Source organism: Brevundimonas sp. LjRoot202 (genome assembly GCF_964253355.1).
Lineage (GTDB): Bacteria > Pseudomonadota > Alphaproteobacteria > Caulobacterales > Caulobacteraceae > Brevundimonas.
Genome location: NZ_CAXUQW020000002.1, coordinates 509,411 through 524,070 on the forward strand (window position 1 = coordinate 509,411; position 14,660 = coordinate 524,070).

Annotated in this window: 17 protein-coding genes; 8 read left to right on the forward strand and 9 right to left on the reverse strand. The window is 68.0% G+C overall.

What is annotated here, in order from left to right:
- Window positions 1-3: 3 nt before the first annotated feature.
- The 9 genes from ACSQ1L_RS07460 to ACSQ1L_RS07500 form a co-directional block, all read right to left on the reverse strand.
- Entirely contained in the window at window positions 4-2,094 is a 2,091-nt protein-coding gene (locus tag ACSQ1L_RS07460) for a TonB-dependent receptor plug domain-containing protein (protein WP_435993502.1), read from the reverse strand.
- A gap of 248 nt (window positions 2,095-2,342) precedes the next feature.
- Window positions 2,343-3,026, reverse strand: coding sequence for a hypothetical protein (locus ACSQ1L_RS07465; protein WP_435993504.1), 684 nt, complete (start codon window positions 3,024-3,026; stop codon window positions 2,343-2,345).
- Between the two features lie 81 nt (window positions 3,027-3,107).
- On the reverse strand, window positions 3,108-3,344 hold the full coding sequence (locus tag ACSQ1L_RS07470) for a hypothetical protein (protein WP_435993506.1): 237 nt from the start codon (window positions 3,342-3,344) through the stop codon (window positions 3,108-3,110).
- 10 nt (window positions 3,345-3,354) lie between these two features.
- Complete coding sequence (locus ACSQ1L_RS07475; RefSeq protein ID WP_435993508.1) at window positions 3,355-4,032, reverse strand: hypothetical protein; 678 nt, start codon at window positions 4,030-4,032, stop codon at window positions 3,355-3,357.
- Window positions 4,033-4,188: 156 nt separating this feature from the next.
- A complete protein-coding gene (locus ACSQ1L_RS07480) occupies window positions 4,189-4,548 on the reverse strand; it encodes a helix-turn-helix domain-containing protein (RefSeq protein ID WP_435993510.1) in 360 nt (119 codons plus the stop codon).
- A gap of 51 nt (window positions 4,549-4,599) precedes the next feature.
- Window positions 4,600-6,030 (reverse strand): metalloprotease TldD, encoded by a 1,431-nt coding sequence (tldD, locus tag ACSQ1L_RS07485; RefSeq protein ID WP_435993673.1) that lies wholly within the window; start codon window positions 6,028-6,030, stop codon window positions 4,600-4,602.
- Between the two features lie 52 nt (window positions 6,031-6,082).
- A complete protein-coding gene (locus tag ACSQ1L_RS07490) occupies window positions 6,083-6,835 on the reverse strand; it encodes a GIN domain-containing protein (RefSeq protein WP_435993512.1) in 753 nt (250 codons plus the stop codon).
- Window positions 6,836-6,847: 12 nt separating this feature from the next.
- A complete protein-coding gene (locus ACSQ1L_RS07495) occupies window positions 6,848-7,420 on the reverse strand; it encodes a DUF1700 domain-containing protein (protein WP_435993514.1) in 573 nt (190 codons plus the stop codon).
- The gene (locus ACSQ1L_RS07500) at window positions 7,417-7,797 is read right to left on the reverse strand and encodes a PadR family transcriptional regulator (RefSeq protein ID WP_435993516.1); all 381 of its coding nucleotides are present in this window, start codon (window positions 7,795-7,797) and stop codon (window positions 7,417-7,419) included. Before ACSQ1L_RS07500 ends, ACSQ1L_RS07495 begins: the two co-directional genes overlap by 4 nt.
- 241 nt (window positions 7,798-8,038) lie before the next feature.
- On the opposite strand from ACSQ1L_RS07500, the gene coxB reads away from it, so the two are divergent.
- The 8 genes from coxB to ACSQ1L_RS07540 all read left to right on the forward strand — a co-directional run bounded on the left by coxB (window position 8,039) and on the right by ACSQ1L_RS07540 (window position 14,624).
- Entirely contained in the window at window positions 8,039-9,067 is a 1,029-nt protein-coding gene (coxB, locus tag ACSQ1L_RS07505; RefSeq protein ID WP_435993518.1) for a cytochrome c oxidase subunit II, read from the forward strand.
- A gap of 24 nt (window positions 9,068-9,091) precedes the next feature.
- Complete coding sequence (ctaD, locus tag ACSQ1L_RS07510) at window positions 9,092-10,756, forward strand: cytochrome c oxidase subunit I (RefSeq protein ID WP_435993520.1); 1,665 nt, start codon at window positions 9,092-9,094, stop codon at window positions 10,754-10,756.
- A 77-nt stretch (window positions 10,757-10,833) separates the two neighbouring features.
- Window positions 10,834-11,802 carry a heme o synthase gene (locus ACSQ1L_RS07515; RefSeq protein WP_435993522.1) on the forward strand — a complete coding sequence of 323 codons (969 nt, stop codon included), beginning with the start codon at window positions 10,834-10,836 and terminating at the stop codon, window positions 11,800-11,802.
- 6 nt (window positions 11,803-11,808) lie between these two features.
- Window positions 11,809-11,994 (forward strand): hypothetical protein, encoded by a 186-nt coding sequence (locus ACSQ1L_RS07520; protein ID WP_435993523.1) that lies wholly within the window; start codon window positions 11,809-11,811, stop codon window positions 11,992-11,994.
- The gene (locus ACSQ1L_RS07525; protein ID WP_435993525.1) at window positions 11,991-12,554 is read left to right on the forward strand and encodes a cytochrome c oxidase assembly protein; all 564 of its coding nucleotides are present in this window, start codon (window positions 11,991-11,993) and stop codon (window positions 12,552-12,554) included. Before ACSQ1L_RS07520 ends, ACSQ1L_RS07525 begins: the two co-directional genes overlap by 4 nt.
- Window positions 12,555-12,605: 51 nt before the next feature.
- Complete coding sequence (locus ACSQ1L_RS07530) at window positions 12,606-13,514, forward strand: cytochrome c oxidase subunit 3 (protein ID WP_435993527.1); 909 nt, start codon at window positions 12,606-12,608, stop codon at window positions 13,512-13,514.
- Complete coding sequence (locus ACSQ1L_RS07535) at window positions 13,511-13,903, forward strand: DUF983 domain-containing protein (RefSeq protein WP_435993529.1); 393 nt, start codon at window positions 13,511-13,513, stop codon at window positions 13,901-13,903. Before ACSQ1L_RS07530 ends, ACSQ1L_RS07535 begins: the two co-directional genes overlap by 4 nt.
- Window positions 13,893-14,624 (forward strand): SURF1 family protein, encoded by a 732-nt coding sequence (locus ACSQ1L_RS07540; protein ID WP_435993531.1) that lies wholly within the window; start codon window positions 13,893-13,895, stop codon window positions 14,622-14,624. The genes ACSQ1L_RS07535 and ACSQ1L_RS07540 overlap by 11 nt, the downstream gene beginning before the upstream one ends.
- Window positions 14,625-14,660: the final 36 nt, after the last annotated feature.

The window sequence follows — 14,660 nt, forward strand, 5'->3', positions numbered from 1 at the left end:
ACCCTAGAAGGTCTTGCGGACGCGGATCTGAACGAAGGTTCGCGGATCGATGAAGCGGTGCTCGACGAAGGCCACCGGCCGCGCCGGCGTGCGATCGGCGTAGACGGTCCGCTCGACGTCGAAGTCGTTCCAGAGGTTGATCTGGGCCCGGATCGAGAGCGTATCGGTGGGTTTGTACTCCGCCCAGGCCTCGAGATAGTCGTGGCCGCGCCATCCCGAGGTCTGGTCCGGGTCGTAGCTCCACTGGCCGGTCAGCAGCGGGATGTAGGCCGCGCCCCACTGCAGCTTCCAGCTGGTGATGTCCTGCTCGAACGAGATCACCGCCTGGCTGGCGCGGACGTTCGAGATCGGCCGGATCTCGCCGGTGGTCGGGTCGGTGACCTCGGTGTGGTTCCAGGTGTTGCGGAAGCGGAACATGCCGCCCGAGACGCCCAGCTTGTCGGTCGGGACGGCCACGGTCAGGTTCAGCTGATCGAGGGTGGCGTCGCCGATGTTGCCGACGGCGGACAGGCCCTGGTCCAGCGGGATCACGTCGATGGCGTCGGTGATCTCGTCGTGGCGCAGGCCGACGCTGACGATGCCGTCGCCCCAGAAGCGGCGCTCGTAGATCAGTTCGCTGATCCAGCGCTGCTCGGGTTCGAGATCGACGTTGCCGCCGAACACGTTCTCGTCGTCGAGATCGGCCGAGGCCGCGAAGTCGCCGAAGTCGAGCTGGCCGACCTCGCGCTCGAAACGCACGCGCACCTGATTATTGGCCATCGGCGTCCAGGTCGCGAGGAAGCGCGGCTTGGCGAAGAAGAAGCTCTTCTCCTGGTCGGCGTCGCCGGACTGGCTGATGGTCGAACTCTCCAGCCGCAGGCCGCCCTCGAGGGTCAGGTCGGACCGGACGCGCCACGTTCCCTTGCCGAACAGTTCGCCCCGGGTTTCCTCGACCTTGACCGAGGCCGAGGGCAGGGGAACCGGCGTGCCGCCGACGGTGAAGGCCTGGTCGACCTCCAGCATGTTGTAGGCCACCTCGCCGCCGCCCTCGAAGGTCAGGGCGGCCGATTTCTCGAAGCGCACCAGGCCGCGCAGGATGGATTCGGAGGCCTCGCCCGTGGCGGTGAAGGCCTGTTCGGGATCGTCGACGCCGCCCAGCCGGGTGTTCGATGTGGAGACCGAGTCGAACGCGTTCCATTCATGGATCAGGCGGGTTTCCAGATTCAGCCGGGCGCCCAGCGGCCGGGTGTAGACCGCGCCCACCTCGCCACCGTCGCCGTCCTCGGCATAGAGGCTTTCGCGCCGGACATCGGGGGCGGTCTGCAGGTTGACGGCCTCGAAATCGTTGACGCCGTAGCGGGCGGTCAGGTCGATCTTGCCGCCCAGCAGCGGGGCCGCGTAGTTGCCGCGCACCGACTGGCCGCCGCCCCAGGAGTCGTTGAAGTAATCCTCGCGGCGGGTGACGTTCCCGTTGGCGTCGGTGCGGACTACGGGCCCCACGCCGTTGGCGTCGCTCATCGAGAGGCCGTCGCTCAGGGTGACGCCCCAGGTACGCTCGCCCTCGCGGGCGGTGAACTGGTACGAGCCGTTGAACTGGTCCCGACCGTCTTCGAAGAAATAGCCGGTGCCGGTGAGGATCGACTGGCGGGTGTTCTCCGTCTTCAGGATCACGTTCACCACCACCGAATAGCCCTGCATGTCGATGCCCGGGGCGCCGCCGCGGATCAGCTCGATGCGCTCGACCTGGCTGGCGGCGGTGCGCGACAGGACGTTGGAGCCGGTGTCGTTCTTGGAGGCGGGGCGGGCGTTGTTGATCAGGATGTTGCCGACCGCGCCCTCGAAGCCGCGGTTGCCGGAGCCGTCGCTGATCGAGAAGCCGGGCACCCGGGAGACCATGTCCAGCGCTGTGTTCGGGCGCTGGTCGGCGAAGAAGTCGGGCGTGAAGACCAGCACGCCCTGCTGGGCGGCGTCGGTCTGCGGGTCCTGGCTGGTCGGCCCGGTGGGGACCGGGGCCTGCGCCACCTGCGGCTCGGGGCCATCCGAGGCGGTCTGGGCCGCGGCCACGCCTCCGGTGAGCAGGATGGCGGTCGTGGCCAACAGGATGGTCTTGGTCATTGCAGGGTTCCCCTCGTCGTGTGACGAAGGTGTGGCGTCCCGACGCCGCCGGCTCCAGTTACAAGACGGCAAGGTGGATTAAATCTCGGACAGCATTACAGAGTTGTCATGCTGGTGTTCTTATCAAGACCGCCATTTCGACTTTAATATTAAGGATGGCAGGTAATCGCGAGATCATTGTGTTGGGCGGGTTGGAGGCGCGGGGGTTCGAAGTCGAAGGGCCGGATGGCGGGCGGGAGGAATAGGCCTCACCGGGTGATCAGCAGGGCGCCGAGGTCCGTCTGGGGCGCGACCACGCTCGCCCAGGTCCGGTTGCCCCAGCTCCAGCCCTGATCGATATCGAAGCCGACCGCCCGGGCCGTCTCCGTCTGGAAGTCGATGAGCAGTCCCTCGGCGTAGGCGGTGCTCACCGCCGAGCCGACGGGGATCTTGTCGAGGGTGAACATCACCAGCACCTTCGCTGTCGGCCCGATCATGTCCATGCTGTTGCCGTGGAGCGGAAAGGCGCAGATCGGTGCGAGCCCGGATCCCGCGTCGGCCCCAAGGCCGCAGGTCCAGGGCGTGGACCCCTGGTTGACCAGGGAAATCGTCCCCGGCTGGCCGCCTGTCTCGGTCGTCAGGAGGCCCGTGGCGGCGACCTGGACGGTCTGGCCGACGGCGGCCGGGGCCGAGGCGGACATGGCCACGATGGCGTTCTCGGACAGGGGCGTGACCGAGATGAAAGCGACGGCCGGGTCGGACAGGGTCACGACCGTGTTCTGGAGGCAGTGGGGCGCCCGGAACCAGACCAGGGGGTAACCGCCTCCGTAGCCGGCGTCGGCCTTGAGGACGGGGCCGTAGCTGACCGCGGTGAAGCCGTAGAGCGCGAGGTTCCCGGCGGAGAGCGCCTGCACCGTAGCGCTCGACAGACTGATCGTCAGGGTGCGTTGCATGAGGGACCGGTCCCAAAAAAGAGGGCCGGCGGGGATGGGGGGCGCCGGCCCTTCAAGTCTAGATTGTATCGACTTCGCGGACTAGTAGACCGCGTAGAGGCTGTTGGGCAGGCCGTTGGTGATGGTGAGCGACTGTGCCCGTATCTGGTTGATCGTATTCTCCTGGTTGGGCTGGATCTGGATGTTCACCGCCGGCTGGGCGGCGATCCGGTAGGTGACCTGGCCGGCGACGTTGTGCCGGTTTTCCAGCCGGACCTGCTCATCCAGGGCTCCGGCGGGAAAGACGTAGGTGGCGCCTGCGCCAATTCGGGTTTCCATATCGCTTCCCCTACGCGCTGGCGTTGCTGGTGATCAGCAACGGAACGAGACTGGCGTTCGGCAGGATCGATCGGGCCCAGGTCCCGGTGCCCCACGACCAGCCCTGGTTGATGTCGAAGGACACCGCCCGGGTCTGGGCGGCGGTCAGATCGACCAGCGCGCCGGACGAGAAGCATTTGTACTGGACGGTGCCGGTGTCGACCGTGTTGGTCGCGAAGGTCAGCAGCACTCGCTCGATCGGGGCCACCACGTCCATCATGTTGCCGTTCAGCGGAATGGCGCACATCGGATTGGCCACGCCGTTGGTCATCTGCGAGATGCCGGTCGTCCACGGCTGCGGACCCTGGTTCAGCACCGAGATCGCCGAGTCCGTGCCGCCGCTGGTCGACGTGAGGTTGCCGTACTGGTCGACGTCGGCGGTGTCGCCCAGGTTCATGTCGATCGAGTTCTGCGCGTTGACCGCGCCGCCGGAGATGACCTGACTGTTGGAAATGTAGGCCTGGTACTGTTCCTGCCAGACCACCTGGGTCGACGGCAGGAAGTTGTTGGTCTTGAACCAGACCAGGGGCGCGCCGCCCTGGACGGTGCTCTGGACCGCCTTGAATGCATACAGGCTGAAGCCCTGGGTCTTCAGGGTGGTGAGGGTGGCCGACGATAGCGCGATGTCGATCTCGTATGAGGTCGCCATGGTTTCTTCCTCCAAACAGCTCGCCGGGCCGGATCGGTCCGGCGCTGGTCACGGGACGCAACCAGCGAGAGAACTTTTGGCCCTTATTTCGATCTCTGCGAGCGCAACCGATTGCGTGATGCGCAACCGGACAGCGAGTCGTTTGCGCGACGCGCATCAGGCGCGAGGATCGACCGCCTGGGTCAGGTCGAGCAGGGCCTGGGCGGCGATCAGGGCGCGGCCGTGCGGCAGTCCGGGGAAAAGCTCTCGCGCCAGGCGTTCAACGGCGGGAGCCGCTTCCCGGTGCGCGTCGATATGGCCACGGCCGGTGAAGAGCCAGTCCAGCGACACGTCCAGCGTCTGGCTCAGCCTGATGGCGTTGGTGATCGAGATGGCCGGCCCGCGACGCCAACGGCTGATGGCGCTCTCGTCCACCCCCAATTCGGCGGCCAGCGCTTGCAGCTTGCCGATCCGGCGCTGACGCAGCGCCTCGCCCAGCCGTTCGGCCCACGCCGAGGCGTCGGTGGAAACACGCATAGAACTCCCCCCGCTTAGATTGCGAGGTGGACTATTATACAACCCTTAGTTCTATACCGCCGTGCCGCCCACCGTCAGGCCGCCGATCTTCAGGCTGGGCTGGCCGATGCCGACCGGGACCCCTTGGCCGGCCTTGCCGCAGACCCCGACGCCGGGATCGAAGGCGAAGTCGTCGCCGATCATCCGGACCTGCTGGAGCGCCGTGGCTCCGTCGCCGATCAGGGTGGCGCCGCGCACCGGGGCGGTGATCCGGCCGTCCTCGATCAGATAGGCCTCGGTGCACTGGAAGACGAATTTGCCATTGGTGATGTCGACCTGGCCGCCGCCGAAATTGGCCGCGTAGAGGCCGCGCTTCGTCGAGGCGATCATGTCGGCCTGCGAATCCTTGCCGCCCTCCATGAAGGTGTTGGTCATGCGCGGCATCGGCATGTGGGCGAAGGACTGGCGCCGGCCGTTGCCGGTGGCCCGGGCGCCCAGCTGACGCGCCGACAGCCGGTCGTGCATCAGCCCGACCATGACGCCGTCCTCGATCAGCACGGTGCGCGAGGTCGGCGTGCCCTCGTCGTCGATGCTGAGCGAGCCGCGCCGGCCGGCGATGGAGCCGTCGTCGACGACGGTGACGCCGGGCGCCGCGACCCGCTGGCCCATCTTGCCGGTGAACACCGACGAGCCCTTGCGGTGGAAATCGCCCTCGAAGCCGTGGCCGATCGCCTCGTGCAGCAGCACGCCGGGCCAGCCGGCTCCGAGCACCACGTCCATCTCGCCGGCCGGGCAGTCGACGGCCTCCAGATTGACCAGCGCCTGGCGCAGCGCCTCATCGACCTGGCCCTGCCAGCGCTCGGGCGCGATCCACGTCTCGAAGCCGGCGCGGCCGCCGGCGCCCGAGGAGGCGCTCTCGCGGCGGCCGTCCTTCTCGACGGTGACCGAGACATTGAGGCGGACGAGGGGGCGGATGTCGTCCACCCGCCGGCCATCGCCGCGCAGGATTTCGATATGACGGCGCTCGCCGACCAGCGAGGCCGAGACCTGCACGACGCGCGGGTCGCGCGCGCGGGCCCAGGCGTCGATCTCGGACAGCAGGGCGATCTTGTCGGAGAAGGCCGGCGAGGCCAGCGGATCGACGGCCTCATAGAGCTTCTGGTTGGTGGCGCGCGGCGCCTCGGCGGCGACGCCCGCGTGACCGGCCTTGGCCAGGGCGGCGCTGTCGGCGGCGCGGCGCAGGGCGGGACCGCTGATCTCGTTGGCGTGGGCGTAGCCGGCGGTCTCGCCCGCCACCACGCGCAGGCCGAAGCCTTCGGCGGCGTCATAGGCCGCGGACTTCAGGCGGCCGTCGTCGAAGACGAGCGATTCGGATTCGGAGCGTTCGAGGAACAGCTCGCCGTCGTCGGCGCCGGCCAGCGCGTCCTGAAGGACGGACAGGGCTTCGTCGGGGGCGACGTCGGCGGACTCGAGGATGGCGGGCGGGGAGACGTGCAGGGTCATGCCGCAGAGATAGGGGGTGGGGCCGGCCAAGTCACCGGCCCCACCCGAAATCCTACCGCTGGTTGACGTCGCCGGAGCCGGAGATGCTCTGGGTCAGGCTGGCCGGGCGCCGGCTCAGCTCGACGTCGCCGGAGCCGGAGATGGCGATCCGGGCGGCGCCGGTCGGGCCGACAACGGCCTCGCCGGAACCCGAGATCTCGACATCGGCGTCGCGGGTCTCCAGGCCCGAGAAGTCGGCCTCGCCGGAACCGGAGATGTCCAGTTCGACCGCATCGGTGCGGCCGGTCGCATCGACCTCTCCCGAGCCGTCGATGGCGACGAACAGGCTGGGCTGGTCGTAGTTGCGGATCGACAGGTCGCCGGAACTGCCGAGGCCGAAATTGCGGACCGAGGGCGCGGTCACGGTGATCCTCAGGGGCTGGTGGTCGCGCCAGCCGAACACCACGTGATCGACGTTGTCCTCATCGTCGAAGGTCAGGCGGCCGTCGGCGAGGCGGAGGCCCTCGACCTGCGCCTTCGGCCCGGTGACGGTCACGGAGGCCTCGTCGCCCTGGACGTAGATGACCTCGGCCGCGACATCGACCTCGAGGCGGTCGCCGCCGGTCCAGGCCAGGGTGCGGCTGAGCGTCTCGCCGTCGTCGTTGCGCTGGAAGTGGACGACGTGCTTTTCACCGTCGTTGTCCCAGAAGGTCCAGTTTCCGCCGTGGCGGGCGATGTCCTGGCCGCCGATGGCGGCGGCTCCGCCCAGGGCGGCGACGCAGAGTACGAGGCTGGCGCCGGTGATGATGAGAAGGGTGCGGATCATGCGGGTCTCTCCTCAGGCCTGGGCTTGGGGTTCAAGGGCCGGCTTCAGCAACCGGTAGTGCAGGCGGGCGTACCAGACGGTGGCGTTGACCAGCAGAATGGTGGCGATCGCGGTCAGGGCGCCGATGGCGGCGGCTCCGGCCATCATGCCGAGGCCGCCAAGGAGCGCGGCGGCGACGCCGCCGGGGAAGCCCGCGAACGGGCCGGCGACCATGATCGCGCCGCCGCCGATGAACAGGCCGATGGCGGCCATGAAGAAGCCGAACAGCGTCCCGACCACCCCCATGAAGATGGGCAGCAGGATCAGCAGGTCGATCGCTCCCAGCCCCAGCACCGCGAACACGGCCCCGGCGGCGGCGGACGGGTTCTTCTCCTGGTCCCAGCGGCGCGCCCCGGCCTCGGCGCGCAGTTCGCGGGCGAGACGGTCGGGGTCGCCGAGGGCTTCAGCGACTTCGGCCTCGGTGCGGCCGGCTGCGGCGCCGTCCTCGAAATGCATCTCGTAATCGGAGGCGATCTCGGCGGCGGCTACGGTCGGCATGCCGACCAGGCCTCGTCTCAACCGGCCCATGAATTCGGCGCGGGTCATAGTTCAGCTCCCCTTTCTTCGGTGTTGGCGACGGGCGCAGCCGATTCGGTCTCCGCGTCGGCGTTCATGACGTTCTCGACGGCGACCACGAAGGCGCGCCATTCGGCGGTCTGCCCCTCCAGGGCGCGCCGACCGGCGTCGGTCAGGCGATAGTATTTGCGCGACGGGCCGGAGGTCGATTCGACCAGATAGGTCTCGACCTGGCCGTCGGACTGCATCCGCCGCATCAGCGGGTAGATGGTGCCCTCGCCCATGTCGATCGCGTCCGACAGGGTCGAGGCGATCTCGTAGGCATAGCTGTCGCGGCGGTTGAGAAGGGCCAGCACACATAGCGTGAGCACCCCCTTCTTCAGCTGGATCTCAATGGTTTCAGGCACCTCGGCGTCTCCCTTGATGGCCAAAGGGGTATCGCAAGGTATCTGGCGATGCAAGGTAGCTGGTGAAACATGACAGCGATTTAATCCGACCCTCGGGATGGGGTGCGGCGTCCAATCGCTTGGCAAGCGCCGGGCAGGGCGATATGGACCCCCGCAAGAACCGCCGCGGCGTCCGCCCCGGCGCCTGCTTGCGATTCACTCGCAAGCGCTTGCGACAGAACGGTTTATGAGGATGTCTCGCATGGGGATGGGCACGCGGGCCCGGGGTCTGATCGGTGGCGGCATGGCCGCCCTGGCCCTGGCCCTTTTCGCCGCCGCACCGGCCGCGGCGCAGGAATTGGTGGGCCAGCCGACCGACGGCGCCCTCGGGCTGCAGGCGGCCGCCTCGCCGCTGAAGGTCGAGGCGCACATGTTCCATGACGCCATCCTGATGCCGATCATCACCTTCATCTGCCTGCTGGTGTTGGGCCTGATCGTGTGGATCGTCATCCGCTACAACAAGAAGTCCAACCCGGTCCCGGCCAAGTGGAGCCACAACACCTTGGTCGAGGTTATCTGGACGGTCGTCCCGGTCCTGATCCTCGTCTTCATCTCGCTGTTCTCGTTCCGGCTGCTGTTCAACTATCACGACATGCCGGAGCCGGACCTGACCGTGAAGGTCACCGGCAACCAGTGGAACTGGGCCTACGAATACCCCGACCAGGCGATCCCGGAGTACATCTCCAACATGCTGCCGGAAGAGGAAGTGGCCCAGCGCGGCATGCCGCACAGCCTCTACCGTCTGGCCGCCGACGAGCCGATGGTGGTGCCGGTCGGCGCCAACGTCCGCCTGCTGGTGACCGCCGCCGACGTGATCCACGCCGTGGCCCTGCCGGCCTTCGGCCTCAAGACCGACGCCGTTCCGGGCCGGGTCAACGAGACGTGGTTCCGCGCCGATCGTCCGGGCGTCTACTATGGCCAGTGCTCGGAACTGTGCGGCGTCGACCACGCCTTCATGCCGATCCAGATCAACGTCGTCTCGCGCGCCGAGTTCGCCTCATGGGTGGCCTCCAAGGGCGGTTCGATGACGCCCCGCACGGCCGACCAGGCCCCCGGCGGCACGGCGGCGCAGATCGAGGCCGGCACCACCGGCGCGGTCGCCACCCGCAACGTCTCCTCGGGACCGATGCGGGCCGCTTCGGACGCCGTGGCCGGCCAGTCGGCCCCCGCCCCGGCGGCCGCTCCGGCCCCCGCCGCCCCCGTCCCCGCCGCCGCTCCGGCCGCCCAGTAACGATACGCGAGAGCCCCAAAGACCATGGCCACCGCAGCCGCGAACCTCGCCCACGACCACGACGGGCATCATGACCACAAGCCGGGCTTCTTCACCCGCTGGTTCCTGTCGACCAACCACAAGGACATCGGCACCCTGTACCTGATGTTCGCCATCATGGCGGGCATCGTGGGCGGCGCCCTGTCCGGCCTGATCCGCTGGGAGCTGGCCGAGCCGGGCATGCAGGTGTTCATCGCCGGCGGACTGGTCGAGCAACTCGGCTTCGTCGAGGCGAGCAAGCACGGCTACAACGTCACCGTCACGGCCCACGCCCTGATCATGATCTTCTTCATGGTCATGCCGGCGATGATCGGCGGCTTCGGCAACTGGTTCGTGCCGATCATGATCGGCGCGCCCGACATGGCCTTCCCGCGCATGAACAACGTGTCGTTCTGGCTGCTGGTCGCCGCGTGGATCCTGCTGTGCACCTCGATGTTCGTCGACGGCGGCCCGGGCAAGGGCTTCGGCGGCGGCTGGACGGCCTATCCGCCGCTCTCGACCATGGGCCACACCGGCCCGGCCTTCGACCTGGCGATCTTCTCGCTGCACGTGGCCGGCGCCAGCTCGATCCTCGGGGCGATCAACTTCATCACCACCATCTTCAACATGCGCGCGCCGGGCATGACCCTGCACCGGATGCCGCTGTTCGCCTGGTCGGTGCTGGTCACCGCCTTCCTGCTGCTGCTGTCGCTGCCGGTGCTGGCCGGCGCCATCACCATGCTGCTGGCCGACCGCAACTTCGGCACCAGCTTCTTCGATCCCGCCGGCGGCGGCGATCCGGTCATGTACCAGCACCTGTTCTGGTTCTTCGGCCACCCCGAGGTCTACATCCTGATCCTGCCGGGCTTCGGCATGGTCAGCCACATCGTCTCGACCTTCTCGAAGAAGCCGATCTTCGGCTACCTCGCCATGGCCTACGCCATGGTCGCCATCGGCTTCGTCGGCTTCATCGTGTGGGCCCACCACATGTTCACGGTCGGCATGAGCGTGAACCTGCGGGCCTATTTCGTCGCCGCGACCATGATCATCGCGGTCCCGACCGGGGTGAAGATCTTCAGCTGGATCGCCACCATGTGGGGCGGTTCGATCAGCTTCAAGACGCCCATGCTGTGGGCGATCGGCTTCATCTTCCTGTTCACCGTCGGCGGCGTCACCGGCGTGGTGCTGGCCAACGCCGGCATCGACTACACCCTGCACGACACCTACTATGTGGTGGCCCACTTCCACTATGTGCTGTCGCTGGGCGCCGTCTTCGCCATCTTCGCCGGCTTCTACTACTGGTTCGAGAAGATGTTCGGCGTGAAGTACAACGAGTTCCTCGGCGCCGCGCACTTCTGGATCATGTTCGTGGGCGTGAACATCGTGTTCTTCCCGCAGCATTTCCTCGGCCTGCAGGGCATGCCGCGCCGCTACGTGGACTACGCCGACGGCTACGCCTTCTGGAACCACGTCTCGTCGGTGGGTTACGTCATCACCATCGTGGGCGTCGCGGTCTTCCTGGTCATGCTGATCGAGGCGGCGATCCGCCGCCGTCCGGCCGTCGACAATCCGTGGGGCGAGGGCGCCACGACCCTGGAGTGGACCCTGTCCTCGCCGCCGCCGCACCACCAGTTCAACGAACTGCCGGTGGTCAAGAGCGACGAGCACTAGGACCGGTCCAGCCGGAACTGACACACGGGGGCCGCTCTTTCAGACGAAGGGGCGGCCTCTGGGTTTTTGAAAGCACCATGACCCAACCCGCCGCAACGCCCTCGATCTCCACGGCCCAGCCGGAAGACTTTTTCCAGCTGCTGAAGCCGCGCGTGATGTCGCTGGTGATCTTCACCGCGGTGACGGGCCTGGTCGTCGCGCGCGGCGATATCGGCTGGTTGTCGGCGGCCATCGCCATCCTGTGCATCGCCGTCGGCGCGGGCGCGGCGGGGGCCCTGAACATGGCCCTGGAAGGCGAGACCGACGCCCTCATGCGGCGCACGCGCGGGCGACCCGTGGCGGCCGGGCGGGTCAGCCGCAACGACGCCCTGACCTTCGGGGTCGTGCTGTCGGTGTTCTCGGTCATGCTGCTGGGCATGGCGACCAACTGGCTGGCCGGCGGGCTGCTGGGCCTGACCATCGTCTATTACGCCGGCTTCTACACCCTGCTGCTCAAGCGGCGGACGCCCCAGAACATCGTCATCGGCGGGGCCGCCGGGGCGTTCCCGCCGGTGATCGGCTGGGCGGCCGCGACCGGGACGGCGCCGTGGCACGCGTGGCTGCTGTTCCTGATCATCTTCCTGTGGACCCCGCCGCACAGCTGGGCGCTGGCGCTGTATTCGGCCGGCGACTACGCCAAGGCGGGGATTCCCATGATGCCGGTGGCGCGCGGGGCGAAGTCGACGCGGCTGCAGATCCTGCTCTACAGCCTCGTCTTCGTGCCCGTCGCCATCGCGCCGGGGCTGACGGGGCTGGGCGGACCGGTCTATCTGGCGGTGTCGGCGGCCGGCGGCGTCGGCTTCCTGTGGCTGGCGGTCCGGCTGTGGCGCTCGCGGGCCGGCGACCAGCCCGACAAGGCCGAGGCCGTGGGGCGAGAGGCCGCATTGTATGATGTGCGCGCCGAGGCCAAACCAGCCCGCAACCTGTTCGCCTTCTCGATTCTGTATCTGATGGCCCTGTTCGCGGCCTTGCTGGTCGAGAGCGCGGCCCCGATGATGAGCCTGTAGCCCGCCATGCGCCTGACCCCCGAACAGCTCTCCGCCCGCAAGAAGCGCAACATCGCGCTCGCCGTCGCGCTCGTGGCCTTCATCGTGCTGGTGTTCGCGACGACCATCCTCAAGCTGCAGGGCAACCGGGATGAGGCCGCCGCCATCGTCGAGGGTCAGACGATCGGGCAGGACGTGAGGCCGACGCCGTGAACCGCAAGAACCTCATCGCTATCGCCTGCGTCTTCGCGGTCATGGCGATGACCGGCGCGGCCTTCGCCGCCGTGCCGCTGTACCGGATGTTCTGCCAGGTCACCGGCTTCAACGGCACGGTGTCCCGCGCCGACAACGCCCCGGACACGGTGCTGGACGAAACGGTGCTGATCCGCTTCGACACCAATGTCCGCGACCTGCCGATGATCTTCCGGGCCGAACAGGTCAGCCAGCGGGTGCGCATCGGCGAGACCGGCATGGCCTTCTTCGACGTGACCAACACCTCGGACCAGCCGATCCAGGCGACGGCGGCGTACAACGTCGTGCCGGAACGGGCCGGGCCGTATTTCCAGAAGCTGCAATGCTTCTGCTTCGACAGCCAGACCATCGAGCCCGGTCAGACGATGAAATTCCCGGTGCAGTATTTCGTCGCACCCGAGATCGCCACCGACCGCGAGAGCCGCGGCGTGCGCGAGATCACCCTCAGCTACACCTTCTATCCGACCAAGGGCGCCGAACTGGCCTCAAACCCCGCCGCAGCCACTGGCGCGGCCGGGTAGCGAACGCTATAGCCTGCCCCAATCCGACTCTCGACGTTGCAAGAGACCCAGATGGCCGACGCCCACGCCACTCCCCATCACGACTACCACCTGGTGAACCCCAGCCCCTGGCCGCTGGTGTCATCGATCGCCGTCGTCATCCTGTTCGTCGGCGCCGTGGTGTGGATGAAGGGCCTGGTTCCGGCCGATTCGGGGCCGCTGGCCTCGGCCCTGCTGTCCGAGGGCAAGCAGCCGCTGTTCTTCGCCGGTCTGGCGGGCGTGCTGGTGTCGATGGCCGGCTGGTGGTCGGACGTGATCAAGGAAAGCCGCGCCGGCGACCACACGCCGGTCGTCTCGATCGGCCTGCGCTACGGCATGATCCTGTTCATCGCTTCGGAAGTGATGTTCTTCGCGGCCTTCTTCTGGATCTTCTTCGAGATGGCGGTCTTCAACGAGGCCCGCGCCCACATCCCCGAGATCGGCAACTGGGCCGAGACGGCCGCCGCCTGGTCGACCTGGCCGCCGAAGGGCGTCGAGGTGCTGGATGCGTGGCAGCTGCCGCTGCTGAACACCGTCATCCTGCTGCTGTCCGGCACCACGGTGACCTGGGCGCACCACGCGCTTCAGGTCGGCGACCGCAACGCGACCAAGATCGGCCTGGCCATCACCATCGCCCTCGGCGTGCTGTTCACCGCGGTGCAGGCCTACGAGTACAACCACATCCTCCACGAGAACCTGTTCTTCAACGAAGAGGCCCTGAACTCGGGCCTGTACGGTTCGATCTTCTTCATGGCCACCGGCTTCCACGGCTTCCACGTGCTGGTCGGGACCATCTTCCTGACCGTCTGCCTGCTGCGCCTGCTGGCCGGCCAGATGACCCCCGAGAAGCATTTCGGCTTCGAGGCCGCCGCCTGGTACTGGCACTTCGTGGACGTGGTCTGGCTGTTCCTGTTCGCCTTCGTCTACGTCACCTTCGGGTGACGGCGGGGCCCACAGGTCCGAACCATCAACCGGCGCGGATCGACCCGATCCGCGCCGGTCTGCTTTGCCGCTGCCCCAACTGCGGCCAGGGTCCGCTCTACGCCGGTTTTCTGAAGGTGGTGGAGCGCTGCGAGGCCTGCGGCTTCGACTTCACCCGGCTGAACACCGGCGACGGCGCGGCCGTCTTCGTGATGCAGATCGCCGGCGCGCCCGTGGTGTTCGGGGCGCTGTTCGTCCAGATCGCCTATGAGCCGCCCATCTGGGCCATGCTTCTGGTGGCCCTGCCGCTGGTGGCGGGGCTGTCGCTGGGCCTGATGCGGCCGGGCAAGGGCGTCATGATCGCCCTGCAGATGAGGAACCGGGCGGGACAGGCGCGCCATGACGGGTGAAACGAGAGGCCGCTTTCCCTGGGGGCTGACCCTCGCCTCGGCGCTGGTGTTCGTCCTGCTGGTCACGCTCGGCGTCTGGCAGGTGCAGCGGCTGCAGTGGAAGCAGGGGCTGATCGCCAGGGCCGAAGCGGTCGCGACCGCCCCGCCGGCCTCCCCCGTCGCTGTCCTCGAGGCCGACGAACCCGAATTCGGCAAGGTGGCGCTGATCTGCCCCGGACTGGCCACGGCGCCGTTTGTGGAGCTGCAGACCATCCACGAGGGTCAGCCGGGCGTCCGCCTGATCTCGGCCTGCCGGCATCCCGGCTACGGTCAGACGCTGCTGATCGATCGCGGCTTCGTCGCCGAGACCATTTCCGCCCGCCCGCCGGTAGCGGCGTCGGACGAGCCCGTCGAGCTGGTCGCCCAGGTGCGCACCACGCCCGCCCCCGGACCGATGGCCCTGGCCGCCGAAGGCCGGCGCTTCTTCGCCCGCGACAACGCCGCCATGGCCCGGGTGCTGGGTGTCGAGGGACCCGTCGCGCCCCAGACCCTGTTCGCCCTGACCTCGTCCAACCCGGAATGGCTCGCCCTGGAGCCGTCCGCGCCGCCCGCCGTCTTCTCGAACAACCATCTCGGCTATGCGATCACCTGGTTCGGACTGGCGCTGGCGCTGGCCGGTTTCTACATCGCCCTGCTCCGCCGCAAGCTGACCCCGCCTCGTGGGGAAGAGAGACCCAACTGACCGCCACGCTCCACACCCTGTCGAACGGCGTCCGTG

What these genes read in the sequence shown, in the direction of transcription:
- ACSQ1L_RS07460 (WP_435993502.1), bottom strand. Translation starts at nt 2,094, where the DNA reads ATGACCAAGACCATCCTGTTGGCCACGACCGCCATCCTGCTCACCGGA.
- ACSQ1L_RS07465 (WP_435993504.1), bottom strand. Translation starts at nt 3,026, where the DNA reads ATGCAACGCACCCTGACGATCAGTCTGTCGAGCGCTACGGTGCAGGCG.
- ACSQ1L_RS07470 (WP_435993506.1), bottom strand. Translation starts at nt 3,344, where the DNA reads ATGGAAACCCGAATTGGCGCAGGCGCCACCTACGTCTTTCCCGCCGGA.
- ACSQ1L_RS07475 (WP_435993508.1), bottom strand. Translation starts at nt 4,032, where the DNA reads ATGGCGACCTCATACGAGATCGACATCGCGCTATCGTCGGCCACCCTC.
- ACSQ1L_RS07480 (WP_435993510.1), bottom strand. Translation starts at nt 4,548, where the DNA reads ATGCGTGTTTCCACCGACGCCTCGGCGTGGGCCGAACGGCTGGGCGAG.
- tldD (WP_435993673.1), bottom strand. Translation starts at nt 6,030, where the DNA reads ATGACCCTGCACGTCTCCCCGCCCGCCATCCTCGAGTCCGCCGACGTC.
- ACSQ1L_RS07490 (WP_435993512.1), bottom strand. Translation starts at nt 6,835, where the DNA reads ATGATCCGCACCCTTCTCATCATCACCGGCGCCAGCCTCGTACTCTGC.
- ACSQ1L_RS07495 (WP_435993514.1), bottom strand. Translation starts at nt 7,420, where the DNA reads ATGACCCGCGCCGAATTCATGGGCCGGTTGAGACGAGGCCTGGTCGGC.
- coxB (WP_435993518.1), top strand. Translation starts at nt 8,039, where the DNA reads ATGGGGATGGGCACGCGGGCCCGGGGTCTGATCGGTGGCGGCATGGCC.
- ctaD (WP_435993520.1), top strand. Translation starts at nt 9,092, where the DNA reads ATGGCCACCGCAGCCGCGAACCTCGCCCACGACCACGACGGGCATCAT.
- ACSQ1L_RS07515 (WP_435993522.1), top strand. Translation starts at nt 10,834, where the DNA reads ATGACCCAACCCGCCGCAACGCCCTCGATCTCCACGGCCCAGCCGGAA.
- ACSQ1L_RS07520 (WP_435993523.1), top strand. Translation starts at nt 11,809, where the DNA reads ATGCGCCTGACCCCCGAACAGCTCTCCGCCCGCAAGAAGCGCAACATC.
- ACSQ1L_RS07530 (WP_435993527.1), top strand. Translation starts at nt 12,606, where the DNA reads ATGGCCGACGCCCACGCCACTCCCCATCACGACTACCACCTGGTGAAC.
- ACSQ1L_RS07540 (WP_435993531.1), top strand. Translation starts at nt 13,893, where the DNA reads ATGACGGGTGAAACGAGAGGCCGCTTTCCCTGGGGGCTGACCCTCGCC.